Raw genomic sequence first — 25,151 nt, 5'->3', positions numbered from 1 at the left:
AAGCTCCTCCCCATGATGCAACGCGAGATCTTCCAACCCGAACACGAACTCTTCCGCGAGACGGTGCGCCGCTTCCTGCAGGCCGAGGTGGCGCCGCAGATCGAACACTGGGAGGCGCGCGGCGGCTTCGAGCACGGCTTCTTCGAGGCGGCCGGCGCGGCCGGCCTGCTGTGCCCCACCGTGCCCGAGGCCCTGGGCGGGCCGGGCGCCGACCTGCTGTACTCCGCCGTGCTGCTGGAAGAGGCGGCGCCGTACAGCAACTTCGGCCTCTCGCTCACCATGCACTCGGAGATCGTCACCAACTACCTGCTGCACTTCGCGGGCGAACACCTGCAGAAGCGCTGGCTGCCGCGCATGGTCACGGGCGAGGTGATCGGCGCGCTGGCCATGACCGAACCCGGCGCGGGCTCGGACGTGAAGGCCGTGCGCACGGCGGCGGTGCGCGAGGGCGATGGGTTCGTGCTCAACGGCTCCAAGACCTTCATCTCCAACGCCACCGTGTGCGACCTGGTGATCGTGGTCGCCAAGACCGACCCGGCCGCCGGCGCCAAGGGTGTGAGCCTGCTGGCGGTGGACACCCGCTTGCCCGGCGTGCGCAAGGGCCAGCCGCTCAAGAAGATGGGCCTGAAGTCGCAGGACACGGGCGAGCTGTTCTTCGAGAACGTGCGCGTGCCGGCCGACGCCCTGCTGGGCGAGGAGAACCAGGGCTTCGCCTACCTCATGCGCGAGCTGCCCTGGGAGCGGCTGCAGATCGCCATCTCGGCGATTGCCGCCGCCGAAGCGGCCTACCGCTGGACGCTGGACTACGTGCGCGAGCGCAAGGCCTTCGGGCAGGCGGTGGCCGATTTCCAGCACACGCGCTTCGTGCTGGCCGAGCTCAAGACCGAGATCCAGATCGGCCGAACCTTCGTCGACCACTGCCTGGCGCTGCTGCTGCGCGGCACGCTGGACGCGCAGGCCGCCTCCATGGCCAAGTACTGGACGACCGATCTGCAGGGCAAGGTGGTGGACGCCTGCGTGCAGCTGCACGGCGGCTACGGCTTCATGGCCGAGTACCCGATCGCGCGCGCCTATGTGGACGCGCGGGCGCAGCGCATCTACGGCGGCACCAACGAGATCATGAAAGAGCTGATCGCCCGCGACCTGTAAGGCCCTCGAAGGCGGGTTTTCCGGGCTTGCCTGCCGGGGCGCGGGCGTGCCATGCTTGGCGCCATGAACACCCCGCTGCGCCGCTGGAGCACCGAGGCCGCTTCCCACGGGCGGTCCCTGGACTACTGGGTGGACGCGGTCTGCGAAGGCTTTCTGGCGATGGACGTGCGCAGCCGCGCGCCGCAGCGCTTCGAGGCCGCGCTGACCTCGGCCGCGCTGGGCGAGCTGCAGCTCAACCGCGTCGAGGGCAGCGCGCAGGACGTCTACCGCACGCCCCGGCACCTGTCGCGCGGCGGGCCGAACTACTTCTACCTGCTCTGCAAGACCGATGAGCCCTGGGCCGGCGCCCAGGAGGCGCGCGGCACGCGGCTGGCGCCGGGCGACTGCCTGCTGGTCGATTCGCGCCGCCGGTACGAATTCCACTTCGACACCCGTTGCGACACCATCTCCCTGCAACTGCCCTCGGACTGGGTCGAGCGCTGGCTGCCCGACCCGGCGGCCGCCTGCGGGCGCGCACTGGATGGCCGAAGCGGCTTCGGCGCCGCGCTCTCGGCCTTCGCGCGCCAGTTGCAGCCCGAGCTGGCGCTGGCGCCACCGCTGCCAGCGGCGCTGCTGGCCGATCAGCTCGGTGCGTTGCTGGCACTGGGCGCCGGCACCGAGGCGCCGCCGGCCCGCCCCGGCCTGGCCGCGCGCATCGCCGACGCGGTGCGTGAGCGCCACGCCGAGCCCGGGCTCACCGCCGCCGCCGTGGCCGCCGGCCTGGGCATCGGCGAGCGCAGCCTGCACCGCGCGCTGGCCGCGCACCGGCACACGTTCGCCCAGCAGCTCATGGCCTGCCGCATGGACAGCGCGCGCCGCCTGCTGGCCGATCCGCGCTTCGACCGCCTCACGGTCGCCGAAATCGGCCGCCGCGTGGGCCTGCTCGACCCCTCGCATTTCGTGCGCGCGTTCCGCCACGCCACGGGGCACACGCCGGGCGCCCTGCGCCGCCAGCGCTGAGGCCTTCGCGGGCCGTCAGCGGCCATGGGCCTGGCGGGCTGCGGCCATCCACCGCCGCGGGCGCGGCCTACAGTGCGCTGCACTTTCACAGGAGACCCCCATGTCCGATACCTACGTCCTCGTCCATGGCGCCTGGCACACCGGCGCCGAACTCGAAGCCACCGCCGGGCACCTGCGCGCGGCCGGCCACACCGTGCACTGCCCCACGCTGGCCGGCAACCGGCCGGGCGACGACCGCGCCGCCGTGGGCCTGGCGGAGGCGGTGGCCTCGCTGGTGAGCGACATCGAAAGCCGCGACCTGAAAGAGGTGCGCCTGGTCGGCCACAGCTACGGCGGCATGGTCATATCCGGCGCGGCCGAGCGGCTGCTGCCGCGCCTGGCGCGCCTGGTCTACGTGAACGCTTTCGTGCCGCAGCCGGGCGAGTGCCTCAACGACCTGGTGCCGCCGCACTACAAGGCGCTGTTCGACCAGATCGCCGGCGCGAACGGGCAGGCCGTGATGCTGCCGTTCGAGATCTGGCGCGAGGCCTTCATCAACGATGCCGACCTCGCGCTGGCCCAGGCCGCCTACGCCAAGCTCAATCCCCACCCCTACCGCACCTTCACCGAGCCCTCGGCCCTCAGCCAGCCTTTGGCCGCGCTGCCGGTCGGCAAGTCGTACCTGAACTGCGTGCTGGACGTGGCGCTGCCGGCCAGCCTGCCGTGGCACCCCCGGCTGTCGGAGCGGCTGGGCCTGTTCCGCTATCTCGAGGCGCCCGGCAGCCATGAGGCCTGGTTCACGCGCCCGGCGGAACTGGCGCAGGCGATCATCGCGGCCGGGCGCGACTAGACAGGGGTAACGTCGCTGGCGCCAAGGGCGCGAGCGCAAGGCCTTGGGGCAGGCGGTGGCCGACTTCCAGCACACGCGCTTCGTGCTGGGAGCGGATCGCTCGGGACTTGTGAGGCGGTTGAGATGGTGTAAACGGCTGGCCTGTACGAGAATCGTTCCGGGCTGCATCGAACCATGGCCCGGAGGAGCCGGTAATGCTTTGTCGATCCGTGTTGCTCGCTGCGTTGGCAATGCCTGCGTTGCCCACGATGGCTGCAGATGTCGCGGGCACATCCGCAGCGTCGCCGACAAGACCCGATGACGGCCCGCTGACTGGGGAAAACGAAGGGGCCACTCAAGAGCAGCGGTTCGCGTATCTCTCTGCCGTGGACAGAGCCACCAACCAGCCGAAGCTCGTCTACGAAATCTGCAACCGCGGAGCGGACGGTCTTGCATACAAGTGGGAGCGGTTTATGGCAAACAGCCTCATGCACCCGCTGCAGCCAAAGACTTGCGATGTAGGTACGTTGCCGGGGCCAAGCGTCTGGACGAAGGACGAATCCAGGATTGCGTACGGCTTCGACAAGGTGACAACTGCATTGGCCTACCGGGCGGGCGGAAAGGGCATCAACGCCGCCGATTCGCTCCCCAGTCGCATCTTCAGCGGTCGCGAGAGTGCAGTGGGCGTCTCTAACATGGAAAGAGGGCTTCCGGACGCCGAAGCCACCGTGGAAGTCGTGCTGATGAACAAGGGCAAAAACAAGCGATACCTTGTGAAGTGGAAGGAAAACGTTGGCGTGGTCGCCCTGAAGCTTGCCGCGCACAGTCCCTCAGCGCGCCGGCGCCTGCTGGAAAATCTACAAGCGCGTCAATTTTCATCGAAGGGGCGAATCGAAGTTGTCTCTAGCCAGGCCCTCCTCAAGCGATTTCGCCTGAAGGACGAAGACATCAAGCGCCTCAACGAATTCATCGGCGCCGGAGACTTTATCGTCCTGACGACAGAGGGAAAGTCTGCAGGCGAGATGTCATTCGAACTGTCGCACGGCGCCGAGGCAACATCGGTGCGTTACGAGCCAGTCGTTGTGGTTGACTCGAACAATGTTGTGAGAATCGCGTTTCGGTACGCGACGGTCACTGATGTCAGGTAGCGAGCAAGCATGGCGCCAGTCAAGTTCCTCAAGTCACTCTTGGTCGCCGCGTCGGTGGTCGTTGCCCAGGCCATCCCCACGCTGTTCGGTCTGGAGACGGAACTGCGCTGGGCAGCACTTGGGACTACCTTGGTTGCTGTCCTGGCGACGCTCCTCCTGGCTTCTGTCGACCCACCCAACCCTCGGCAACTCCACAGCCGATTCCGCAGCGCCTCGCGCATTGTCGTGGGGGTGTTTGGGCTGGCTTTCATCTACTACTTCGGTCTTTTTTACTATCACCTCGACGGCAAAGTGCCGCCGCCTGTCGCGCTCTATCTTGGAATCGCCGCTTACGCCATCATCGTGGCGGGCGTGGCGGCGGCCCTTGCATATTTCGTTTGCCTGCGGCTCAAACGCTGACCTGACAAGCGGTTCAGTTCAACGAGATTTGCAGCGACGGGTCTGGGCCGCCCTCTGAATCGTCCGAGGCGACGATATTCCGGGCCGGCCCCGCTGGCAGAGTGGCAGGCATGTCAACCGCCACTGCCACCCGCCTCGCCACGGGCATCACCCTGCGCACCGAAGGCACCGTCGCCACCCTGGTGCTGGACCTCGCGCAACCCAAAAACACCTTCCGCACCGCCGACGTGTTGCGCCTGGGCGCGCTGCTGGACGAGGCGCTCGCCAGCGGCGCGCGCTGCCTGGTGATCCAGGGCGCCGGCGCGGTGTTTTCCGCCGGCTGGGACATCGGCTCCATCGACCCGGCGGCCGACGACCCCATGGCCCTGATCGCGGACGTGGTCGGCCCGTTCTGCCGCCGCCTGCGCGAGCTGCCCGTGCCCACCATCTCTGCCGTGACCGGCCCGGCGCTGGGCTTCGGCTTCGGCCTGGCGCTGTGCTGCGACCTGTGTTTTGCCGAGGACGGGGCGCTGTTCGGCAGCCCGTTCCGCCACATCGGCATGGTGCCCGACAGCGGCACCCACCACTTCTTGCTGAGCCGCCTGGGCCACCCGCTGGCGGCCGAGCTCATCTACACCGGCCGCCTGTTGAGCGGCGCCGAGGCCGCGCGCCTGGGTCTGATCAACCACGCGCTGCCGCGCGAGCAGCTCGCCGCCGAGGTGGCGAAGACCGCGTTGGCCATCGCCGCCGGGCCGACGCAGGCGCTGCGCCTGTCGAAAGCGATCCTGCTGCAGGGCGGTGACTTCGACGCCATGTTCGCCCACGAGGGCCGCCAGCTGGCCCAGGTGTTCGCCACCGCCGACCTGAAGGAGGGCATCGCCGCCTTCCAGCAGCGCCGCCCGGCCGTGTTCCAGGGGCGCTGAACGGCGCCCATCTCCCAACCCATTCTTTCAATATGACGGAAGCCTACATTCTTGACGCCGTGCGCACCCCGCGCGGCCGGGGCCGCGCCAGCGGCGGTCTGCACGAGGTGCCTTCGGCGCGCCTGGCCGGGGGCCTGCTCGCCGCGCTGCGCGACCGGCACGGCCTGGACACCTCGCAGTTGAACGACGTGATCCTGGGCTGCGTCGAGCCGGTGCAGGAGCAGGCGGCCGACATCGCCAAGAGCGCGGTGTTCGCCGCCGGCTACGACCAGGCGGTGCCCGGCATCCAGATCAACCGCTTCTGCGGCTCGGGCCTGGAGGCCTGCAACTTCGCGTCCGCGCTGGTGAAGTCCGGCCAGGCCGAGCTGGTGATTGGCGGCGGCGTGGAGAGCATGTCGCGCGTGCCCATGTTCACCTCGGGCGGCCCGTGGATCACCGACCCGCAGCTCACCATTCCCAACCGCATCGTGCCGCAGGGCATCTCGGCCGACCTGATCTCCACGCTCTATGGCTACAGCCGCCAGGACGCGGACGCCTACGCGGTCGAGAGCCAGCGCCGCGCGGCCCAGGCCTGGCGCGAGGGTTACTTCGACCGCTCCGTGGTGCCGGTGCGCGACCTCAATGGCCTGGTGATCCTGGCGCGCGACGAGCACGTGCGCGGCGACACCACGATGGACACGCTGGCCAAGCTGGAGCCCTCGTTCACCGCGCAGGGCGAGAAGATGGGCTTCGATGCGCTGGCGCTGCACCGCTACCCGCAGCTCGGCGGCATCGAACACATCCACCACGCGGGCAACTCCTCGGGCATCGTGGACGGCGCCTCGGCCGTGCTCATCGGCACGAAGGAAGCGGCGGCCGCGCAGGGCCTGAAACCGCGCGCCCGCGTGCGCGCCTTCGGCACCGTGTCCACCGAGCCCACCATCATGCTCACCGGCCCGGCGCCGGCCGCGCAGGCCGCGCTCAAGCGCGCCGGCATGAACGCGCGCGACGTGGACCTGTTCGAGTGCAACGAGGCCTTCGCCTCCGTCGTGCTGCGCTTCATGGAGGTGCTGGACGTGCCGCACGACCGCGTCAACGTCAACGGCGGCGCCATCGCCATGGGCCACCCGCTGGGCGCCACCGGCGGCATGCTGCTCGGCACCCTGCTCGACGAGCTGGAGCGGCGCAACCTGAGCACCGGCGTGGTCACCATGTGCGTGGGCGGCGGCATGGGTTCCGTCATGGTCATCGAGCGCGTCTGAGCGCCACAACAACAAGCAACTGGAGCGAAACAATGGTGGATTACACGGTGGACGCGGACGGCATCGCGACCCTGACGTGGAACGTGGCCGACCGGCCGATGAACGTGTTGAACACGGACTCGATCGGTGCCTTCGGCGCGGCGGTGAGCCGCGCGGTGGCGGACGCGGCCGTGCGCGGCGTGATCGTGGCCTCGGCGCGGCCCGAGTTCCTGGCCGGCGGTGATCTGGAATTCATCCGCACCATCTCGAGCGCGCAACAGTCCATGGACATCACCGGGCCGCTGAGCGCCACGCTGCGCCGCATCGAGACCTCGGGCAAGCCCTTCGTGGCCGCCATCAACGGCACGGCGCTGGGCGGCGGGCTGGAGGTCTGCCTGGCCTGCCACCGCCGCATCGCCGTGGACGACGCCAGGCTGCAGCTTGGCGTGCCCGAGGTGACGCTGGGCCTGCTGCCCGCCGCCGGCGGCACGCAGCGCCTGCCGCGCATGATCGGCATCAAGGCCGCCTTGCCCTACCTGCTGGAGGGCCGCAAGGTCGGGCCGCAGAAAGCGCTGGAGGCGGGCATCGTGGACGAGGTGGTGCCGGCGGCCGAGCTGCTGGCGCGCGCGAAACAATGGCTGCTGAACGAGGGCGCGAGCGCCACCGTCAAACCCTGGGATGCCAAGGGCTACAAATTCCCCGGCGGCACGCCGCAGTCGCCCGGGCCCACGCAGGTGTTTTTCGGCGTCTCCGGCCACCTGCTGAGCAAGACGCAGGCGCTGTACCCGGCGCCCGAGGCCATTCTGGCCAGCGTGTACGACGGCTGCCAGGTGGACATCGACACCGGCCTGCGCATCGAGCAGCGCCAGTTCGCGCGCCTGGCGACCTCGCCCGAAACCAAGAACATGATCCGCACGCTGTTCTACGCCATGGGCGACGCGAACCGACTGGCGGGCCGGCCGAAGGACGTGCCGCCGCGCAAGTTCGGCAAGGTGGCGGTGCTGGGCGCCGGCATGATGGGCGCGGGCCTGGCCCATGTGTGCTCGGTGGCCGGGCTGGAGACGGTGCTGCTGGACGTGAGCCTGGAGGCCGCCGAGAAAGGCAAGGCCTACGGCGCGAAGTTCCTCGACGGCCAGGTGGCCAAGGGCCGGCTGGACGCCACGCAACGCGATCAGACCCTGGCGCGCGTGAAGACCACCACCGACATGGCCGAACTCGCGGGCTGCGGCATCGTGATCGAGGCGGTGTTCGAGGACCGCGCGGTCAAGGCCGACGTGACGCGCCGCGCCGAGGCCGCGATGGACGCCGACGCGATCTTCGCCACCAACACCTCCACGCTGGCCATCACCGGCCTGGCCGAGGTCTCGTCGCGCCCCGCGTCGTTCGTGGGCCTGCACTTCTTCTCGCCGGTGGAGAAAATGCCGCTGGTCGAGGTGATCCGCGGCGAGAGGACCGGCGAGGCCGCCGTGGCGCACGCGATGGACTTCGTCAAGCGCATCCGCAAGACGCCCATCGTGGTCAACGACTGCCCGGCCTTCTACGCCAACCGCGCCTTCGGCATGTACCCCTTCGAGGCCATGACCATGCTGGCCGAGGGCGTGAACCCGAACCTGATCGAGAACGCCGGGCGCCTGGCCGGCATGCCCATGCCGCCGCTGGCGCTGATCGACGAGTTCTCGGTCGAGCTGCTGCACAAGGCGATGAAACAGGGCCGCATCGACCAGGGCGCCGCTTACCGCGAGCAGCCGCAGGACGAGGTGCTGGTCGCCATGGTGGACGAGCTGGGCCGCCCGGGCCGCAAGGCCGGCAAGGGCTTCTACGACCACCCCGCCGAGGGTGGCAAGAAGCTCTGGCCGGGCCTGGCGCAGCGCTTCCCGCTGGCGGAGGAACAGCCCAGCCTGGACGACGTGCGCAAGCGCCTCATGTACTCGCAGTCGCTGGAGGCCGCGCGCTGCGTGGCCGAGGGCATCGTGAGCACGCGCGACGCCGACGTGGGCTCCCTGCTGGGCTGGGGTTTCCCGGCCGTGCTCGGCGGCGCCATCAGCCACATCGACATGGTGGGCGCGGCCCGCTTCGTGGCCGAATGCGACCGCCTGGCCAAACGGCACGGCGCGCGCTTCGAGGCGCCCCAGGCGCTGCGCGACATGGCCGCAGCGAACGGCCGCTACCACGCGATCTGATTCCCTTCAACCACCCCTGCAGGAGACAAGAGATGAAGCACCGCCACCTGATCCCATTGGCCGCCGTGTCCCTGGCGGCGCTGGCCTGGCCGGCCCTGGCCCAGCAGCAAGGCGTGAGCAAGGACCAGTTGCTCATCGGCTCCATCCTCGACCTCTCCGGCCCGCTCGCGGGCTACGGCAAGGACCTGCGCAACGGCATGAACCTGCGCATCGCCGAGGTGAACGAGCAGGGCGGGGTGCACGGCCGCAAGCTCGCGCTGCGGGTGGAAGACAACGGCTACGACCCCAAGCGCGCCGTGCTCGCCGCGCAGAAGCTGGTGAACCAGGACAAGGTGTTCGTGATGGTCGGCATGCTGGGCGCGGCCAGCGCCAACGCGGCCATGCCCACGCTGGCGCAGAAGAACGTGATGAACTTCTTCCCCATGGCGCTGGCCAAGGACATGTACGAACCGGTGGACAAGCTCAAGTTCGCTTTTGTTTCTTCCTACATCGAGCAGATGACGCGCGCCACGCCGCGCCTGTACAAGGAAAAGAACGCCACCAAGGCCTGCACCCTGTACCAGGACGACGACTACGGCCAGGAGGTGATGAAGGGCGCCGAGATCGGGCTCAAGAGCATCAACGTGGAATTCGCCGAGCGCACCACCTACAAGCGCGGCGCGACCGATTTCTCTTCGCAGGTGGCGCGCCTGCGCGCGGCCAACTGCGACTTCGTGGTGCTGGGCACGGTGATCCGCGAGACCGTGGGTGCCATCGCCGAGTCGCGCAAGCTGGGCTACAACCCGACCTTCCTGACCTCGGTGGGCGCCTACACCGACCTGATTCCGCGCCTGGGCGGCAAGGGCATGGACGGCCTGTACTCGACCATGATGGCGCAGGTGCCCTACGAGGACGACGCCTCGCAGCCGCTGCGTTTCTGGGCCAACAAGTACAAGACCGCCTACAACGAGAACCCCACCGTGTTCTCGACCTATGGCTACGTGATCATCGACCGGCTGGCGACCGCGCTGCAGAAGAACGGCCCGGCGGTGAGCACCGATTCGCTGGCGAAGACGCTGGAGTCGCTCAAGGTGCCGAGCGACATGTTCGGCATGCCGGCGATGAGCTGGTCGCCCACCAGCCACCTGGCCACCAGCGAGGCGCGGCTCTCGCAGATCCAGAACGGGCGCTGGAAGGTCGTGCTCGACTACGACCAGATGATGAAATGAACCGAGGGCCGGGGCCTACTTCTCGGCCATGAAGCCGAGCAGGAACAGGCGCGTGATGCGCTCGCAGAGTTCGTCGGACTTCATCGGGCCGCCGGGCCGGTACCAGTAGTCGGTCCAGTTCAGCATGCCCAGCAGCATCATCGCGTAGGGCTTGTAGACGCCGTCTTCCAGCCCGGGGTGGAGTTCGCGCAGCAGGTCGGCCACCTGGTCGGTCACCTTCTTCTCCAGCTGGCGCAGCGGCGTCTGCATGGCCTTGGGCAGGAACTTCACGTCGTTCATCGCGATGACGTGGCGGCGGCGCGATTGCGCCGACTTCTGCGCGTAGGTCTGCACGAAGGCGGCGAAACGCTCCTTCACCGGCCGGTCGCCGGCCACGGCCTCGTCCACGCTGGCGATCACCCGTTCCAGGTGCTCCGTCAGCATGGCGCTGAGCAGGTCGTCCTTGGTCGGGAAGTAGTGGTAGAGCATGGACTTGGTCGCGCCGCAGGCCTGCGCGATGTCCTGCATCTTGGCGTTGGGGTAGCCCACCTTCGCAAAAAGCGCGGCGGCGCTGTCCATGATGGATTGGCTCTTGGCGTCGTAGTCGTCGGATCGCACGCGTGGCATGTCTGTTTCCTCTCAGAGGCCTGAGAGTGTACCCCGTTGAATTTCCCCGCCCGCCTTGCGCCCAGGGCTTTAAATAACCCGACGTGTCGGTCTATAATAGTGGCAGAACCCTTTGGAGACCGTTTCCATGACCCTGCCTTACTTCAGCGAACCCGACATCGTCGACGAGGACCTGCGCATGGTGCGCGAGCAGCTGCGCCGCTATGTGGACGAGGTGATCGTCCCCAACGGCGACGCCTGGGAGGCCAGCGGCGAGATTCCGCGCCATGTCTTCACCGACCTGGGCGCGATGGGCTTCCTGGGCATGCGCCACCCGGTCGAGTACGGCGGCGGCGGCCTGGGGGCCCTGTCCTCGCTGGTGCTGGGCGAGGAACTCTCGCGCTCGACCTACGGCGGCGTGGCCTCCGCGCTCACGGTCCACAGCGACATGTCGCTCTCGCACATCGCGCACCGCGGCACGCACGAGCAGAAGCAGCGCTACCTGCCGGCGGCCTGCGCGGGCGAGAAGGTGGGCGTGATCTGCGTGACCGAAGCGCACGCCGGCTCCGACGTGGCGGGCCTGAAGACGCGCGCCGAGCGCACCGACAGCGGCTGGGTGATCAACGGCTCCAAGATGTTCATCACCAACGCGGTGTTCGGCGACATCTACATCGTGGCCGCGCGCACCGACCCGCACGCCAAGGGCAGCAAGGGCCTGTCGCTGTTCATCGTGGAGAAGGGCAACCCGGGCCTGAAGATCGCGCGCAAGCTGGACAAGCATGGCTGGCGTTCGTCCGACACGGCCGAGCTCTACCTGGAAGACCTGCACGTGCCGCACGACGCGCTGCTGGGCGAGGAGGGCAAGGGCTTCTACTACATCATGAGCACCTTCCAGAACGAGCGCCTGGTGATCGGCGCGCTCAGTTCGGGCACGGCCTCGCGCGCCATCGAGCTGACGGTGGAGTACGTGAAGCAGCGCCAGGCCTTCGGCAAGTCGCTGTGGGACCAGCAGGTGGTGCGCAACAAGCTGGCCTGGATGGCCTCGAAGACGGCGGCCGTGCGCTCGCTCACCTACCAGTGCGCGCAGATGATCGACGAGGGCAAGGACATCGTGCGCGAGGTCTCCATGCTCAAGTGCTTCGCCGCCGAGACCCTGCAGGAGGTGGTGCACACCTGCCTGCAGCTGCACGGCGGCACCGGCTACATGATCGGCACGCCGGTCGAGCGCATGGCGCGCGACGCGCGCATCCTCACCATCGGGGGCGGCGCCACCGAGGTGATGCTCGAAGAAGTCGCCAAGCGCATGTGAGCGGGGACCACGCACCATGAGCGGACCTCTGCACGGCGTCACCGTCATCGAACTCGCGGGCATCGGCCCCGGCCCCTTCGCCGGCATGATGCTGGCCGACATGGGGGCCGAGGTGATCCGGATCGACCGCATGCCCCCACCTGGCGGCGGCAGCGCGCTCGAGGCGCTGATGCGCAACGACAGCGTGGTGGACCGGGGGCGCCGCTCCATCGCCCTCAACATGAAAGACCCGCGCGCGGTGGAGACCGTGCTGGGGCTCGTGGACAAGGCCGACATCCTGATCGAGGGCTTTCGCCCGGGCGTGACCGAAAAACTCGGCGTCGGCCCGAAGGACTGCCTGGCGCGCAACCCGAAGCTGGTCTACGGCCGCATGACCGGCTGGGGCCAGACCGGGCCGCTGGCCCAGGCCGCCGGTCACGATCTGAACTACATCGCGCTCTCGGGCGCGGTGCACGCCATGGGCCCGGCCGACCGGCCACCCGCCGTGCCGCTGAACCTGGTGGGCGACTACGGCGGTGGCGGCATGCTGCTGGCGCTTGGCGTGGTCGCCGCGCTCTATGAAGCGCAGCGCTCGGGCCAGGGCCAGGTGGTGGACGCGGCCATCACCGACGGCGCCGCCGTGTTGATGGCCGCGCAGTATGGCCTGCAGGCCAAGGGCTTCTGGCACGAGGAGCGGGCGAGCAACTTCCTCGACGGCTCGGCGCATTTCTACGGCAACTACCTTTGTGCGGACGGGCGCTACCTGTCGGTCGGCGCGATCGAGCCGCAGTTCTACCGGCTGCTGCTGGAGAAGTGCGGCATCACGGATGCTCACTTCGCGCGGCAGTGGGAGCGCGCCGAGTGGCCCGCGCTGCGCGAGAAGCTGGCGGCGCTGTTCCTGCAGAAGAGCCGCGACGCCTGGTGCGAGCTGCTCGAAGGCAGCGACGCCTGCGTGGCGCCCGTGCTCAGCATGGCCGAGGCGCCGGCGCACCCGCACAACCGCGCGCGCGGCACCTTCGTGGCGCAGGGCGGGGCGGTGCAACCCGCGCCCGCGCCGCGCTTCGACCGCACACCCAGCAAGCTGCCGCCGGCCGCGCCCGCGATCGGCCGCGACAGCCGGGACATCCTGCGCTCGCTCGGGCGCAGCGACGCCGAGATCGACGCGCTGGTGGCCGCCGGTGTGGCGCACGGGGCGCCGGACTGAGATGGCCGGCACGCCGCCGCCCCCGGTGACGCGCCGCCAGGTGCACCTGCGGCGCATCCACTGCGAAGGCTTCGAGCGCGACGACGGGCTCTTCGACATCGTGGGCACGCTGATCGACACCAAACCGTTCCCGATCGAGCTGGAAGAAAAGAGCGTGGGGGAGAACCAGCCCATCCACCACATGAGCCTGTGCCTGACCATCGACCGCGACCGGCTGATCCACGGCGTGGAGGCGCACACGGTGGAGGGGCCGCACGCCGTGTGCGGCGCCATCACCGAGAGCTACCGCCGCCTGATCGGGCAGCGCATCCAACCCGGCTTCATCCTGGTGGCCAAGCGCCTGTTCCGGGCCGAGCTGGGCTGCACCCACATGACCGAGCTGCTGCCGCCCATGGCCACCACCGCCTTCCAGATGCTGTGGAGCGGCGCGGACGACGTGACCGACCGCGAGCAGCCCGAGCACCGCAACTCGCCCCTGGGCGGCTGCCACGCGCTGAAGACCGACGGCGAGATCGTGCGCCTGCATTTCCCCGAGCAATACACCGGCAAGGCCGGAGGAGACCCGACATGAGTGGCGCACCCGCCGTGCTGTTCGAGGTGGCCGATGGCATCGCCACCCTGACCCTCAACGAAGCCGCGCAGATGAACCCGATCAGCGTGGGCATGCGGCAGGGCTGCCTGCGGGCGCTGGAGCGGGTGCGCGAGGACGCTTCCGTGCGCGCCCTGATCCTCACCGGCAGCGGCAAGGCCTTCTGCTCGGGCGCCAAGCTGTCCGATTTCGATCCCGACCGCCCGGCCCATGGCGGCACCAGCGCCGGGCGCGCGATCGGCGACATGATGGCCGACGCGGGCAATCCGATCGTGACGGGCCTGCGCGCGCTGCGCGTGCCGGTGGTGTGCGCGGTCAACGGCGCGGCGGCCGGCGGCGGTGTGGGCCTGGCGCTGGCGGCCGACATCGTGATCGCGGCGCGCTCCGCGTTTTTCTACCTGCCGTTCGCCCCGGCGCTGGGCCTGGTGCCGGACCTCGGCGCGAGCTGGACGCTGCCCCGCGCGGTGGGCCGCGCCCGCGCGCTCGGGCTGACGCTGCTGGGCGATCGGCTCTCGGCCCAGGACGCGGCGCAATGGGGACTGATCTGGGCCTGCGTGGACGACGCGGAGTTGCCCGCCCAGAGCCTGCGGCTCGCGCAGCGACTCGCCCGCCTGCCCGCCCATGCCGTGCACGAGGTGCGCGGGCTCTACGAACAGGGCGGCAGCCACAGCTTCGAACAGCAGGTGGCCCTGGAGCGCGAGCGCCAGATGGAACTGGCGGATCGGCCTGCCTTTGCCGAAGGCGTGCGCGCCTTTCTGGAGAAGCGCGCCCCCCGGTTCTGAGCACGGGAAGACCAGAAGAAGAAAAAGGGGATGGAACCGCCGCCGTGTGACGGCCACCCTGAGGAGACAGACAGCATGAAGACAGCGGGGCGCAACGACCCTTGCCCGTGCCTGAGCGGAAAGAAGCACAAGCATTGCTGCCTGGCGGGTGGCGGCGGTGCGCCTGCGCCGCAGGCGGATGCGCTGCACCGGATGGGCCTGTGGGCTCTGGAGGCGGGTGACGCCGCGACCGCGCTGGACCACCTCACGCGCGCCACGCTGGCCCGGCCCCGGTTTCCCGAAGCCCACTACCACCTCGGCCTGCTTCACATGCAGCAGGGCCTGCTCGACCAGGCCGCGGTGCACTACCGCCAGGCGATCGCGATCGCGCCCGGTTTTCTGCAGGCGCATGCCAACCTCGGCGTCGTGTTCAACCGCCAGGGGCAGCCGCTGCGGGCGCTCGATTGTTTCCTCCAGGCGCTGTCGATCCACGAGGCCGTGGAAGTGAAGATCGGCGTGGCCGAATGCCTGCAGCGCCTGCCTCTCCAGACCTCGCAGCGCCACCTGCGGCCGGTGCTCGCGCGCGCGATCGCCGAAGCCTGGCGGCGCCCCGAGGAGCTGGCGCGCGCGGCCAGCGCGCTGATCCTGTGCGAGCCGCACCTGCAGGGCGCCATCGCGCAGGAAGGCCCGATGGCGGTGCAGGCCCTGGCGCCTTGGTGCGAGGACCGCCTGCTGCTGGCCCTGCTGGAGAGCGCCACGGTGTGCGACGTGGTGCTGGAGCGTTGCCTGACCCGGGCGCGCGCGGCGCTGCTGGCCGAAGCGCTGGCGCCCGTTGCCCCTGAGGAAGGTCTGTGGGCCTTGCGGGGCGCGCTCGCGCGGCAGTGCTTCATCAACGAATACGCGTGGGTCCGCAGCGGGCCCGAAACCGGGCAGCTGGCGCAGCTCCAGGCCCGGATCAACGCCACGCTGGACACGGGTGGCCTGCCGCAGGCGCACGAGCTGCTGGCGCTGGCCAGCTACCGGCCGCTGCACACCCTGGCCCACGCCGACGCGCTGTCGGCCCGGCCGTGGCCCGAGGCGCTGCGGGCCGTGATGCGGCAGCAGATCGACGGCGTGCGGGAGGAAGAACGCCTGCGCGAGCGCCTGCCGCGCCTGACCGCCATCGGCGAAAACACCTCGTGCCGCGTGCGGCGGCAGTACGAGGAGAACCCTTACCCGCGCTGGACGCGCCCTTCGCTGTTCCCCGCGCCCTTGTCGCTCGACGACCGCTTGCGTGGGCAGGTCCCTCAGGCGCGCTTCCAGCCCCTGGGCGAGCGCCGCAGCATCGACATCCTGGTCGCGGGCTGCGGCACCGGGCGCCACTCGACCGAGACCGCGAACCACTACCGGGGCGCGCAGGTGCTCGCGATCGACCTGAGCGCCCGCAGCCTGGCGTATGCGATGCGCCAGGCGCGGGCGCTGGGCCTGGCGCGCATCGAATACGCGCAGGCCGACCTCCTGCAGCTCGGTGCGATCGAGCGGCGGTTCGACCTGATCGAATCGGTCGGCGTGCTGCACCACCTGGCCGAGCCCGAAGCGGGCTGGCGCGCCCTGTTGCCGCTGCTGCGGCCGGGCGGCCTGATGCTGGTCGGGCTCTACAGCGAACTGGCGCGCGCGCCGGTGGTGGCGGCGCGCCGCTTCATCGCCGAGCGCGGTTTCCCGGCCACGGCCGACGGCATCCGCGATGCCCGCGCCGCGCTGATGGCCTGCGATGGCCCCGAAGCCCTCCAACGGCTGACCACCTTTGGCGACTTCTTCGGCCTCAGTGCCTGCCGGGACCTGCTGTTCCACGAGCAGGAGCACCGCACCACGCTGCCCGACATCCAGGCCCTGCTGCGCCGGCTGGGCCTGGACTTCGTGGGCCTGCACGTGGAGCCCACGGTGCGCCAGCGGTTCCGCGCGCGCTTCCCCGACGAAGGCGCGGCGCACGACCTGGGCCTGTGGCACCGGTACGAAACCGAGCACCCCGAGACCTTCGTCGGCATGTACCAGTTCTGGGTGCAGAAGCGCGCGTGAGCCGGCGTTGATCAGCCCATGAGGCGAGGCCAGGTGCTCTTGAAGATGTCGCAGAACCGCTCGGCCAGGCGCGAGAGAGGGCGCTCGCCGTGGTGCATCAGGCGCGCTTCCAGTTGCGCCTCGCAGCGGTAGGGCAGCGACACCAGGCCCGGGAACGCCTTGCCGGCGACGGCGGTCGCATCGACCACGGCGATGCCCGCGCCCGCCAGGCAGTACCAGCAGGCGGCCTGGCCTGAGCGCACTTCCACGGAGGCGCGGATTTCCTCCGCATACTCGCCGTACAGGTCGCGCGGCGAGATGCCGTAGCTCAAGGACTGTGGGAACGAAATGATCTGCTGCCCCCGCAGGTCGGCGGCGCGGATGGAGCGCCGCGACGACAGCGGGTGGCCCTTGGGCATGACGCAGACGAGGCCGCAAGGGTACCGGGACAGAAGCTCGAGGCTCGGATGGGGCTGGACGCCCATCGTGACGCCGATGTCGGTGGTGCCGTCGAGCAGCGATTGCACCAGCAGATGCGGCACCAGTTGCTCGATGCGCACCACCGCCAGCGGTGTCATGCGGATCAGCTCCTGAACGACGGTGGGCACCACCGTGGCGCCCAGGCTCGCCGACACCCCGACCACCAGCGTGCCCCCACTGGGATTCGAGAGCTCGTGGGACAGATCGCGCACGCGTTCGACGCGCTCCCAGAGCCGCTCGACCTCGGCATACAGCCGGTGCGCTTCGGGCGTGGGCACCAGGCGGTTCTTGACGCGCGCGAAGAGCTGCAGCGCGTTGCGGCGCTCGGCCCCGGCCAGCAGCTTGCTCACGGCCGGCTGGCTGATGTGCAGCAGTTCGGCCGCGCCCTTGATCGATCCGGTCTGCATGACGTGGCGAAAAACTTCCATCTGGCGCAGGTTCATGGCATCGACGAGAGATTAACCAAAGGTTATCAGCGTACACCAAGAATTCAATTTACCCAGCGCGCGCGCCGCCCAACAATGGCCTGGCGTTCGATACATCCCAGGAGACAAACATGATCCGTTCCACGTTCCGCGCGACCGCCGGCGCGCTGCTGTTGGCGCTGGCGGCCGGCCATGCGCACGCCCAGCTCGCCGACGCCGAGAAGTACCCGAACAAGCCGATCCGCTTCGTGGTGGCCTTCGCCGCCGGCAGCGCCACCGACACCGTGGCCCGTTTCGTGGGCGCCCACATCACCAAGGTCACGGGGCAGCCGGTGGTGATCGAAAACAAGCCAGGCGGCAATGGCTTCCTGGCGGCGAGCTTTGTCGCCAAGGCGCCGCGCGACGGCTACACGGCCCTGGTCACCACCCAGACCACGCACGCCGCGAACCCCGCGTTGTTCAAGCGCTTGCCCTACGACCCCGTCAAGGACTTCACGCCCATCGCCACCGTCAGCAAGGGCGCCACGGTCCTGCTGGCCCGCAAGGACTTCCCCGCCAACAACGCGCGGGAGCTGACCGAGCTCGCGAAGAAGAGCCCAGGCAGCCTGACCTTCGCCAGTTCCAGTGCCTCCGCCCGCGCCGGTGGCGAGCTCTACAAGCTGCTGGCCGGTGTGGACCTGCTGCACGTGCCGTACCAGAGCCCCTCGCAGATCATGACGGACATCGCCGGTGGGCGCGTGGACCTCACCTGGTCGGACGGGCTGAACGCGATGACCAACATCCGCAGCGGCAAGATGAAAGCCCTGGCCACCACCGGCGCGGAGCGCATGAGCAGCACGCCCGACATTCCCACCTTCGCCGAACAGGGCCTGACCGACTACCAGCTGTACGCCTGGACCGCCGTCTACCTGCCGGCGCAGGCGCCGGAGGCCGTGGCGCGGCGCCTGAACGAACTGGTGCGCGAGGCCATCGTCAGCGACCCCAGCTACTTCCGCCAGAGCGGCAGCGAACCCAATCCCTTGACGCTCGAGCAGTTCGCCCGCTTCCAAGAGAAGGAGATCGCGCTCTGGGCCCGCATCGTCAAGGCCGCGGGCATGGAGCAGGAGTGACACGGCATGGCCGATGAAAATGTGCTGCTGGCTTCGCGCGACGGGCATGTGCTGCTCCTGAAGCTGAACCGGCCGGAACGCCGCAATGCGCTGTCGAAGGCCCTGATCCACGCGCTGTCCGAGGCGGTGCTGGCGGCGGGCGAAGACGGGGTCACGCGCTGTGTGGTCCTGACGGGCGAAGGTCCGGTGTTCTGCTCGGGCGCCGACCTGAAGGAGATGGGTCAGCAGGACGAACGCGCCAGCGAAGGCGAGGCCCCGCCGTGGCGCGGTCCGAACGCGCGCATCGAGCGCACGGTGTTCGAGGTCCTGCTGGACTGCCCGGTGCCCGTGGTGGCCGCGCTCAACGGAAGCGCGATGGCCGGTGGTTTCGAGTTGGCGCTGGCCTGCGACATCCGCCTGTCCCACTGGGGTGCGCGCTTCGGCTTGCCAGAGGCCAGGATCGGCCTGGGCGCGAACTTCGGCTCCGTCATGCTGGCCCGGCGCGTGGCGCCCGCGCTCGCGATGGAGCTGCTGTGCACGGGCGACACCATGGACGCCGGGCGCGCATGGCACAGCGGCCTGCTCAACGCCCTGGTGGAAGAAGACCAGGTGCTCGCCAGCAGCATGGCGCTGGCGCAGCGGATCGCGTCGAACGCGCCGCTGTCCGTGCGGCGCATGAAAGCCAACGCCCTGAAGACGCTGGACATGCCGGTGGCCGCCGCGCTGCGCATGGAAATCGGCCCCAGCCCCTACACCAGCGAGGACCGCCGCGAAGGCGTGCGGGCCTTTCTCGAGAAGCGCGCGCCTGTGTGGCGCGGCCGCTGATCCCCACCTTCCGCCAACGACCGAACCCGATGACCCAACCGAGACCCGGTGGCGTGCCGCCACGCCTTTTCAATCCGCGCAGCATCGCCATCGTCGGTGCTTCCGCCGACCCGCTCAAGCTGAGCCACAGACCCCTGGAGTACCTGCGCCACGGCGGGTACGCGGGCGAGATCTTCGTGGTCAACGCGCGCGCCGACGAAGTGGCCGGCCTGCGCAGCTACGCCCGCATGGCCGATCTGCCGGCCGTGCCCGATGTCGCGTTCCTGGTGGTCCCCGGTGCGCAGGCCCTGCAGGCGGCGACGGAGTGCGCCAAGCTCGGCGTGGGCTCGGCCGTGGTCGCGTCCACGGGCTTCGCCGAGGCGGGCGAGGAGGGCGCCGCGCGCCAGCTCGCGTTGACGGCGCTCACCCGGGAATGGGGCATCCGCTTCGTCGGGCCCAACACCAACGGCCTGTACGCCACTCACCAGCGCCTTTCGCTGGGCTACAACGCGGCGCACGCGCAGGTGCTCGCCGAAGGGCCGGTCTCCATCGTCTCGCACAGCGGCGCGCTGTTCTCCACCTTGTCCGCCCGCATGAACACGGGTGGCGTGGGTCTGTCCAAGTTCGTGGCGGTGGGCAACGAGGCGGACCTGGACATGCTCGACTTCTTCGAGTACCTGGTGAACGACCCGCAGACGCAGGTGATCCTGCTGGTGCTGGAGGCCTTGCGCGACGGCACCCGTTTCCTGGACATCGCCGCGCGCGCCCAGGCCGCGGGCAAGCCGGTGGCCGTGCTCAAGCTGGGCATGACACAGGCGGGCGCGGCGTCCACCAATGCGCATTCGAGCCGCCTGGCGGGCAGCGCGCGCGCCTACCGCGCCTTGCTGGACGCCGCGGGCGTGGCCCAGGTGAGTTCCGTCGAGGCGCTGGTGGCCTTCGCGCGCCTGGTGCAGAGCCAGCCGCCCGGTTGGCAGCCACGAGGCCTCGGGCTGGGGGTGCTCACCGCCTCGGGCGGCGGTGGCACGCTGATCGCCGATGCGGCGGTGGCCCAGGGACTCGAGGTCGCCGCCCTGAGCGACGCGGCGACCCAGGCCCTGACCCGCATCAAGGGATCGCCCGGCCTGCTGAACCCGCTGGACGTCACCAGCGTCGGCGGGACGCCCAGCAGCGGCGCGACGGCGGCCCTGCTGGCGGGCGATGGGCCGGTGGACGCCGTGGTCGCGTTCCTGCACACCTTGCCGTCGGCCGTGGGCCGGGAAACCTTCGCGCGCGCCATTGGCGACGCCCGGCGCGGCAGTGGAAAGCCGCACCTGGTCATCGCACCGGGCACGCTGCCCGCCGAGCAGGCGGCGCTGCTGGCGTCCCAGGACGTGGCCGTCTTCACCGACAGCGCCAGCGCCATGGAAGCCCTGGCGGCTTTCATGAAAGCCGCGCGCCACCGGCGATCGCGCGGGCCGGCAGACCCTGAGGTGAACCTGAGTGCCCTGCCGGCGGGCGCCGCCGGTCAGGCGCGCGCGCTCAACGAAATCGCCGCCATGCGCTTGTTCACCGAGGTCGGCATCCGCTGCGTGGCGCGCGCCATCGTGGCGGATGCCGCGGCGGCGAAGGCCTTCGCGGCGCAATGCGGCACCCCCATCGTGCTCAAGGGCGTGGTCGACGGGATCGAACACAAGTCGGACGTGGGGCTGGTGCAGCTCCATCTGGACACGCCCGACAAGGTGGCGCAGGCCTTCGAGCGCATCGAGCGCGCGATGGCGGGCTTGCCGGTGCCGGGCCACGTCTGCGCGCAGCAGATGATGCGGGGCGAACTCGAGCTCATCGTGGGTGTCGTGCACGAGGCCCCCCTGGGTCGCTTCCTGTTGATGGGCCTGGGCGGCCGGTACGCCGAAGCGATCGACGACGTGCAGCTGCTGCGCATGCCGGCGAGCCGCGAGGCGATGCGGGCCTTCGTCCTGAAGGGCACCGTCGGGCGCGTCGTGACGGCCGCCCGATGGCCACGCGCCAGCACGCTGGAGGACCTGGTGGAGGTGCTCGAGCGCCTGCAAACCCTGACCGCCAACCTTGGCCCCACCTTGCAGGCCATGGAAATCAACCCCTTGCTCATCGGCGACGCGGCACCCGTGGCGCTCGATGCCCTGATTGTTCTGACCACCGAAGGAGACCACCCGTGAGATTGGGCACCCTGCTGCGCGAAGGCGAGCACCACACCGTCCTGAAGCTGGACGACGACACCATCGTCGATCTGCACCTGGCCTTGCCGCTGCTTCAGCGCGAAGGCCAACTGAAGTGGCTTGCGCCTGGCGCGACCACCGACATCGTGCAACTGATCGCGCTGGATGAACGGGCGCTCGAGGTGGCCCAGGCGGTCGCGCAGGCCTTGCCCGGGCTCGGCGCCGCGCGGATCGCGCCCGATGCCTTGCGCCTGGCCGCGCCGATTCCGCGCACGCGCAAGAACGTCTTCTGCCTGGGGCGCAACTACGCCGAGCACATCCAGGAGGACAACACCTCGCGCGACAAGGCCACGCCCCTGCCCGAAGCGCCGCAGTTCTTCACCAAACCCGCCACCTCGATCACCGGGCCGGACACCGACATCGAGCTGGACAGCGCGGTCACGCGGCGGCTGGACTACGAAGTGGAACTGGCCTTCGTCATCGGCCGGGGCGGCCGCGACATCCCGGCCAAGGACGCCTGGAAGCACGTCTTTGGCTACACCATCGTGAACGACGTGACCGCGCGCGACCTGCAGCGCCGCCACGACCAGTGGTTCAAGGGCAAGGGGCTGGACACCTTTTGCCCGATGGGGCCATGGATCGTGCACGCCAGCCAGATTCCCGACCCCCACGCCCTGCGCATTCAGCTGGACGTGAACGGCGAGCGCCGGCAGGACGCCAGCACCGCGGACATGATCTTCAGGATCCCGGCCATCATCGAGTCGCTGTCGGCCGGCCTGACGCTGGAACCGGGCGACGTCATCGCCACCGGCACGCCCTCGGGCGTGGGCTACGCCATGAATCCGCGCTGCTTCCTGGCCGACGGCGATGTCGTCACCTGCCGCATCGAGGGCCTGGGCGAGTTGTCCAACCGGGTGCGGGCCCGCCCCGGGGCGGGCGTGTCCTGACTAGTTGGGCTGCGCGCCGGTCTCCTTGACCACCCGGGCCCACTTGGCCAGCTCCTTGTGCAGGTAGTCGCGCGATTCGGCGACGCTGCCGCCCAGGGGCTCGAAGCCGGTGGCGGCGAGCCTGGCCAGGAAGTCCGGGTCCTGCTGCAGGCGCGCCACCTCGCGGTTGACGCGCTGCAGGATGGCGTCGGGTGTCCTGGCGGGCGCGAACACACCGACCCAGGTCACGTCCTCGAAGCCGGGGAAGCCCGACTCGGCCACGGTGGGCACGTCCGGCAGCGCGGCGGAGCGCTTGGAGCCGGTCACCACCAGGCCGCGCACCCGGCCGGACTTGACCAGCTCCACGGCCGCCGGCAGCGCCACGCTGGCCAGCTGGGTCTGCGCGCCCATGATGGAGTTGAGCGCCGGCCCCGCGCCCTGGAACGGCACGTGCGTGACCGGCACCTTGCCCAGCACCTTGAAGAGGTACTCGGCCGTCAGGTGCGGCGTGGTGCCCGCGCCGGCGGTGCCGTAGTTGTAGGTGCCGCCCTTGGCCTCTTCCATCACCTCCTTGAGGTTGCGCGGCTTGAGCGAAGGCGCGATCGCGATGAGGTTCGGGCTGGAGGCGACCAGGGTGGCCAGCGTCAGGTCTTTCTCGGCGTCGAAGCCGAGGTTGCGCTGCATCGACGGGTTCACCGCGTAGGAGCTGGTGTTGATGAGCAGCGTGTAGCCATCGGGCTCGGCGCGCGCCACCAGGGCCGAGGCCACGCTGCCGCCCGCGCCCGGGCGGTTGTCCACCACCACGCTCTGGCCGAACACCTCGCCCAGCTTCTGGCCCAGCAGTCGGGCGATGATGTCCGCCGGCCCCGCGGGCGCGAAGGCGACGACGAGGCGCACCGGCTTGGTGGGCCAGGGGGCAGGGGAGGCCGGCTGCTGGGCCAGGCCGAGCGCTGGGGCGGCCAGCAGGGCGGCCGCCAACAGGGTCCGCGCAAGGGATCGACGTTGCATGGTGGTTTGTCTCCTTTTGTTGTGAGGGGGATGCGCGCGCCGTCAGACCGTCTTCAGCACATGGCGCGCCATTTCTTCCCGGGTGCAGATCCAGACGTCGTCCGCGGCTTTGACGCGCGCCATGATTTCGTCGTAGACCCAGGCGCCGGACGGCCGGCCCATGACGTGCGTGTGCGCGGTGACGTCCAGCATCAGCGGCGCGCGCTCGGCGCGCATCGCGGCGAAGGTGTCGTCGAAGGTGTCGAGCATGTGGCGCGGGCCCTGGCCGTAGCGGATGCAGGTGGGCAGGTCGTTCACATCCATGGTCAGCGGGATGCCGACGATGCGCTGGCCGCCGAAATCCATCACGTAGGGGCGGTCGTCGTCGTTCACGTCGCCGTGGTGCAGGTAACCGGCCTCGGCCAGCAGGCGCGAGCTGATCGGGCTGCCCGTGCCGCGCGGGCTGATCCAGCCCGTGGGCGCGACGCCGGCCGTCTTGGTGAGCAGGTCGTGGTTGCGCCGCAGGTTGGCGCGCTCGCCGGCCTCGTCGAAGTACACCGGGATCACGTCCATGCCCCACGAGTGGTTGATGACCTCATGGCCCAACTCGGCGAGCTGGCGCACCGTGGCCGGATCGCGCTCGCAGATCACGCCGTTGACCATGATGCTGGTCTTGACGGCGTGCTTTTCGGCGATGGCCAGCAGGCGGTGGATGCCGCGCGTCAGGCCGAACGAGGCCCACGAATGCGCGTTGGTGTCGAAGAAGCCGGGCTTGAGCACGTTGCCCATGGGGCCGATGCCCGGCGCCTGGCCATCGGACCAGGCTTCGTAGGCGATGTTGAAGATGACGGCCAGCTGGCGGCCTCCGGGCCAGCGGAAGTCGTCGGGCAGTCGGGTCACGCGGGGTTCCATCAATGGTTCTCCTGGGCAATGGGGTTGGACAGCAGGCCGACGCCGTCGATCTCGATCTCGATGCGGTCGCCGGGCTGCATCCACACGGGGGGCTTGCGCGCATAACCGACGCCGGCCGGCGTGCCCATGGCGATCACGTCGCCGGGCTCCAGCGTGAGCACTTCCGAGAGCAGCACCAGCGCCTGGGCCACCGTCACCACCATGTGGCCGGTGTTGTCGCTCTGCATCACGCGGCCGTTCAGGCGCGACTCGATCTTCAGCCCGGTGGCGCCCGGCGGCAGGTCAGCCGCGGGCACCAGCCAGGGGCCGAACGCGCCGGTGCCGTCGAAGTTCTTGCCGATGGTCCATTGCGGCGTGCGGCGCTGGTAGTCGCGCAGCGTGCCGTCGTTGAAGCAGGCGTAACCGGCGACCGCCTGCAGCGCGTTGGCCTCGGTGAGGTGGCGCGCGCGCTGCCCGATCACCACGGCCAGTTCGGCCTCGAAGTCCAGCTTGTCGGAGACGCGGGGCCGCACCAGCGGCGCCTGGTGCGCGATCAGCGAGGTGGCGCCGCGCATGAAGAAGGCCGGGTACTCGGGTGCCGCGTTGCCGCCCTCGGCCGCGTGGGCGGCGTAGTTCAGGCCCAGGCAGATCACCTTGCCGGGCCGAGGCACGGGCGTGAGCCACTGGACGCGGGCGGCATCCAGGCGTTCGCCACGGGCCAGCGCCGCCGCACTGGCGCCGCCCGCCAGCCGTTGCAGCCAGGCGGCGGGGTCGTCACCCGCTGGCGCGGGGCCCAGATCGATGAGGTCGTCGCCCTGCTGGACGGCCCAATGGGCAGGCCCACCCGCAAGCGTTGCAATGCGCGCAAACTTTGGCATGATGTCGATAAATCCTTCGATACGTTG

23 protein-coding genes are annotated in these 25,151 nt (G+C 69.9%); 18 read left to right on the top strand and 5 right to left on the bottom strand.

Features of this window, described 5'->3' with window-relative positions; translation table 11 throughout:
* The first annotated feature begins 12 nt into the window (after window positions 1–12).
* The 9 genes from ABSY19_RS00285 (at window position 13) to ABSY19_RS00245 (ending at window position 10,013) form a co-directional block, all read left to right on the top strand.
* Entirely contained in the window at window positions 13–1,149 is a 1,137-nt protein-coding gene (locus ABSY19_RS00285; protein WP_382158010.1) for an acyl-CoA dehydrogenase family protein, read from the top strand.
* Window positions 1,150–1,212: 63 nt separating this feature from the next.
* On the top strand, window positions 1,213–2,148 hold the full coding sequence (locus ABSY19_RS00280) for a helix-turn-helix domain-containing protein (protein ID WP_382158008.1): 936 nt from the start codon (window positions 1,213–1,215) through the stop codon (window positions 2,146–2,148).
* Window positions 2,149–2,248: 100 nt separating this feature from the next.
* Window positions 2,249–2,977 (top strand): alpha/beta hydrolase, encoded by a 729-nt coding sequence (locus ABSY19_RS00275; RefSeq protein WP_382158006.1) that lies wholly within the window; start codon window positions 2,249–2,251, stop codon window positions 2,975–2,977.
* Between the two features lie 194 nt (window positions 2,978–3,171).
* Window positions 3,172–4,104 carry a hypothetical protein gene (locus tag ABSY19_RS00270; RefSeq protein ID WP_382158004.1) on the top strand — a complete coding sequence of 311 codons (933 nt, stop codon included), beginning with the start codon at window positions 3,172–3,174 and terminating at the stop codon, window positions 4,102–4,104.
* 9 nt (window positions 4,105–4,113) lie between these two features.
* Complete coding sequence (locus ABSY19_RS00265) at window positions 4,114–4,503, top strand: hypothetical protein (protein WP_382158003.1); 390 nt, start codon at window positions 4,114–4,116, stop codon at window positions 4,501–4,503.
* Window positions 4,504–4,613: 110 nt separating this feature from the next.
* Complete coding sequence (locus ABSY19_RS00260; protein ID WP_382158001.1) at window positions 4,614–5,405, top strand: enoyl-CoA hydratase/isomerase family protein; 792 nt, start codon at window positions 4,614–4,616, stop codon at window positions 5,403–5,405.
* A gap of 32 nt (window positions 5,406–5,437) precedes the next feature.
* Window positions 5,438–6,646, top strand: coding sequence for an acetyl-CoA C-acetyltransferase (locus tag ABSY19_RS00255; protein WP_382157999.1), 1,209 nt, complete (start codon window positions 5,438–5,440; stop codon window positions 6,644–6,646).
* Window positions 6,647–6,678: 32 nt separating this feature from the next.
* Complete coding sequence (locus ABSY19_RS00250; protein ID WP_382157997.1) at window positions 6,679–8,805, top strand: 3-hydroxyacyl-CoA dehydrogenase NAD-binding domain-containing protein; 2,127 nt, start codon at window positions 6,679–6,681, stop codon at window positions 8,803–8,805.
* Between the two features lie 32 nt (window positions 8,806–8,837).
* Window positions 8,838–10,013: an ABC transporter substrate-binding protein gene (locus ABSY19_RS00245; protein WP_382157995.1), complete on the top strand. Its 1,176-nt coding sequence runs from the start codon at window positions 8,838–8,840 to the stop codon at window positions 10,011–10,013.
* Window positions 10,014–10,028: 15 nt separating this feature from the next.
* Here ABSY19_RS00245 and ABSY19_RS00240 read toward each other — a convergent pair whose 3' ends face one another.
* Window positions 10,029–10,619, bottom strand: a complete 591-nt coding sequence (locus ABSY19_RS00240) for a TetR/AcrR family transcriptional regulator (RefSeq protein ID WP_382157993.1) — start codon at window positions 10,617–10,619, stop codon at window positions 10,029–10,031.
* Window positions 10,620–10,746: 127 nt separating this feature from the next.
* On the opposite strand from ABSY19_RS00240, the gene ABSY19_RS00235 reads away from it, so the two are divergent.
* The 5 genes from ABSY19_RS00235 (at window position 10,747) to ABSY19_RS00215 (ending at window position 16,495) form a co-directional block, all read left to right on the top strand.
* Window positions 10,747–11,907 carry an acyl-CoA dehydrogenase family protein gene (locus ABSY19_RS00235; RefSeq protein ID WP_382157991.1) on the top strand — a complete coding sequence of 387 codons (1,161 nt, stop codon included), beginning with the start codon at window positions 10,747–10,749 and terminating at the stop codon, window positions 11,905–11,907.
* Between the two features lie 16 nt (window positions 11,908–11,923).
* A complete protein-coding gene (locus ABSY19_RS00230; protein WP_382157989.1) occupies window positions 11,924–13,090 on the top strand; it encodes a CaiB/BaiF CoA transferase family protein in 1,167 nt (388 codons plus the stop codon).
* A 1-nt stretch (window position 13,091) separates the two neighbouring features.
* Window positions 13,092–13,661 (top strand): DUF2889 domain-containing protein, encoded by a 570-nt coding sequence (locus ABSY19_RS00225; RefSeq protein WP_382157987.1) that lies wholly within the window; start codon window positions 13,092–13,094, stop codon window positions 13,659–13,661.
* Window positions 13,658–14,461: an enoyl-CoA hydratase-related protein gene (locus ABSY19_RS00220; RefSeq protein WP_382157985.1), complete on the top strand. Its 804-nt coding sequence runs from the start codon at window positions 13,658–13,660 to the stop codon at window positions 14,459–14,461. Before ABSY19_RS00225 ends, ABSY19_RS00220 begins: the two co-directional genes overlap by 4 nt.
* Window positions 14,462–14,536: 75 nt before the next feature.
* A complete protein-coding gene (locus ABSY19_RS00215; protein WP_382157983.1) occupies window positions 14,537–16,495 on the top strand; it encodes a methyltransferase domain-containing protein in 1,959 nt (652 codons plus the stop codon).
* An 11-nt stretch (window positions 16,496–16,506) separates the two neighbouring features.
* On the opposite strand, the gene ABSY19_RS00210 is transcribed toward ABSY19_RS00215, so the two are convergent.
* The gene (locus ABSY19_RS00210) at window positions 16,507–17,397 is read right to left on the bottom strand and encodes a LysR family transcriptional regulator (RefSeq protein WP_382157981.1); all 891 of its coding nucleotides are present in this window, start codon (window positions 17,395–17,397) and stop codon (window positions 16,507–16,509) included.
* Window positions 17,398–17,510: 113 nt separating this feature from the next.
* Between ABSY19_RS00210 and ABSY19_RS00205 the strand changes: the two genes are divergently transcribed.
* The 4 genes from ABSY19_RS00205 to ABSY19_RS00190 are packed head-to-tail and all read left to right on the top strand — an operon-like array spanning window position 17,511 to window position 22,389.
* A complete protein-coding gene (locus ABSY19_RS00205) occupies window positions 17,511–18,488 on the top strand; it encodes a Bug family tripartite tricarboxylate transporter substrate binding protein (RefSeq protein ID WP_382157979.1) in 978 nt (325 codons plus the stop codon).
* A gap of 6 nt (window positions 18,489–18,494) precedes the next feature.
* Window positions 18,495–19,292 carry an enoyl-CoA hydratase/isomerase family protein gene (locus ABSY19_RS00200; RefSeq protein WP_382157977.1) on the top strand — a complete coding sequence of 266 codons (798 nt, stop codon included), beginning with the start codon at window positions 18,495–18,497 and terminating at the stop codon, window positions 19,290–19,292.
* A 29-nt stretch (window positions 19,293–19,321) separates the two neighbouring features.
* Window positions 19,322–21,442, top strand: coding sequence for an acetate--CoA ligase family protein (locus ABSY19_RS00195; RefSeq protein WP_382157975.1), 2,121 nt, complete (start codon window positions 19,322–19,324; stop codon window positions 21,440–21,442).
* A complete protein-coding gene (locus tag ABSY19_RS00190; protein WP_382157973.1) occupies window positions 21,439–22,389 on the top strand; it encodes a fumarylacetoacetate hydrolase family protein in 951 nt (316 codons plus the stop codon). The genes ABSY19_RS00195 and ABSY19_RS00190 overlap by 4 nt, the downstream gene beginning before the upstream one ends.
* Here ABSY19_RS00190 and ABSY19_RS00185 read toward each other — a convergent pair whose 3' ends face one another.
* From ABSY19_RS00185 to ABSY19_RS00175, 3 genes are read right to left on the bottom strand one after another with little or no spacing between them, the layout of a single operon-like run.
* Window positions 22,390–23,376: a tripartite tricarboxylate transporter substrate binding protein gene (locus ABSY19_RS00185; RefSeq protein ID WP_382157971.1), complete on the bottom strand. Its 987-nt coding sequence runs from the start codon at window positions 23,374–23,376 to the stop codon at window positions 22,390–22,392. It lies immediately after the preceding gene.
* Between the two features lie 42 nt (window positions 23,377–23,418).
* Window positions 23,419–24,267: a polysaccharide deacetylase family protein gene (locus ABSY19_RS00180; protein WP_382157968.1), complete on the bottom strand. Its 849-nt coding sequence runs from the start codon at window positions 24,265–24,267 to the stop codon at window positions 23,419–23,421.
* Entirely contained in the window at window positions 24,267–25,124 is an 858-nt protein-coding gene (locus ABSY19_RS00175) for a fumarylacetoacetate hydrolase family protein (protein WP_382157966.1), read from the bottom strand. The genes ABSY19_RS00180 and ABSY19_RS00175 overlap by 1 nt, the downstream gene beginning before the upstream one ends.
* Window positions 25,125–25,151 lie beyond the last annotated feature (27 nt).

Origin of the sequence: Hydrogenophaga sp. ANAO-22, assembly GCF_042466645.1 — a bacterium.
GTDB lineage: Bacteria > Pseudomonadota > Gammaproteobacteria > Burkholderiales > Burkholderiaceae_C > Hydrogenophaga.
The sequence above is the reverse complement of the archived record's forward strand: the minus strand, read 5'-3'. Positions and strand labels throughout refer to the sequence as shown.

What these genes read in the sequence shown, in the direction of transcription:
- ABSY19_RS00285 (WP_382158010.1), top strand. Translation starts at nt 13, where the DNA reads ATGATGCAACGCGAGATCTTCCAACCCGAACACGAACTCTTCCGCGAG.
- ABSY19_RS00280 (WP_382158008.1), top strand. Translation starts at nt 1,213, where the DNA reads ATGAACACCCCGCTGCGCCGCTGGAGCACCGAGGCCGCTTCCCACGGG.
- ABSY19_RS00275 (WP_382158006.1), top strand. Translation starts at nt 2,249, where the DNA reads ATGTCCGATACCTACGTCCTCGTCCATGGCGCCTGGCACACCGGCGCC.
- ABSY19_RS00270 (WP_382158004.1), top strand. Translation starts at nt 3,172, where the DNA reads ATGCTTTGTCGATCCGTGTTGCTCGCTGCGTTGGCAATGCCTGCGTTG.
- ABSY19_RS00265 (WP_382158003.1), top strand. Translation starts at nt 4,114, where the DNA reads ATGGCGCCAGTCAAGTTCCTCAAGTCACTCTTGGTCGCCGCGTCGGTG.
- ABSY19_RS00260 (WP_382158001.1), top strand. Translation starts at nt 4,614, where the DNA reads ATGTCAACCGCCACTGCCACCCGCCTCGCCACGGGCATCACCCTGCGC.
- ABSY19_RS00255 (WP_382157999.1), top strand. Translation starts at nt 5,438, where the DNA reads ATGACGGAAGCCTACATTCTTGACGCCGTGCGCACCCCGCGCGGCCGG.
- ABSY19_RS00250 (WP_382157997.1), top strand. Translation starts at nt 6,679, where the DNA reads ATGGTGGATTACACGGTGGACGCGGACGGCATCGCGACCCTGACGTGG.
- ABSY19_RS00245 (WP_382157995.1), top strand. Translation starts at nt 8,838, where the DNA reads ATGAAGCACCGCCACCTGATCCCATTGGCCGCCGTGTCCCTGGCGGCG.
- ABSY19_RS00240 (WP_382157993.1), bottom strand. Translation starts at nt 10,619, where the DNA reads ATGCCACGCGTGCGATCCGACGACTACGACGCCAAGAGCCAATCCATC.
- ABSY19_RS00235 (WP_382157991.1), top strand. Translation starts at nt 10,747, where the DNA reads ATGACCCTGCCTTACTTCAGCGAACCCGACATCGTCGACGAGGACCTG.
- ABSY19_RS00230 (WP_382157989.1), top strand. Translation starts at nt 11,924, where the DNA reads ATGAGCGGACCTCTGCACGGCGTCACCGTCATCGAACTCGCGGGCATC.
- ABSY19_RS00225 (WP_382157987.1), top strand. Translation starts at nt 13,092, where the DNA reads ATGGCCGGCACGCCGCCGCCCCCGGTGACGCGCCGCCAGGTGCACCTG.
- ABSY19_RS00220 (WP_382157985.1), top strand. Translation starts at nt 13,658, where the DNA reads ATGAGTGGCGCACCCGCCGTGCTGTTCGAGGTGGCCGATGGCATCGCC.
- ABSY19_RS00215 (WP_382157983.1), top strand. Translation starts at nt 14,537, where the DNA reads ATGAAGACAGCGGGGCGCAACGACCCTTGCCCGTGCCTGAGCGGAAAG.
- ABSY19_RS00210 (WP_382157981.1), bottom strand. Translation starts at nt 17,397, where the DNA reads ATGAACCTGCGCCAGATGGAAGTTTTTCGCCACGTCATGCAGACCGGA.
- ABSY19_RS00205 (WP_382157979.1), top strand. Translation starts at nt 17,511, where the DNA reads ATGATCCGTTCCACGTTCCGCGCGACCGCCGGCGCGCTGCTGTTGGCG.
- ABSY19_RS00200 (WP_382157977.1), top strand. Translation starts at nt 18,495, where the DNA reads ATGGCCGATGAAAATGTGCTGCTGGCTTCGCGCGACGGGCATGTGCTG.
- ABSY19_RS00195 (WP_382157975.1), top strand. Translation starts at nt 19,322, where the DNA reads ATGACCCAACCGAGACCCGGTGGCGTGCCGCCACGCCTTTTCAATCCG.
- ABSY19_RS00185 (WP_382157971.1), bottom strand. Translation starts at nt 23,376, where the DNA reads ATGCAACGTCGATCCCTTGCGCGGACCCTGTTGGCGGCCGCCCTGCTG.
- ABSY19_RS00180 (WP_382157968.1), bottom strand. Translation starts at nt 24,267, where the DNA reads ATGGAACCCCGCGTGACCCGACTGCCCGACGACTTCCGCTGGCCCGGA.
- ABSY19_RS00175 (WP_382157966.1), bottom strand. Translation starts at nt 25,124, where the DNA reads ATGCCAAAGTTTGCGCGCATTGCAACGCTTGCGGGTGGGCCTGCCCAT.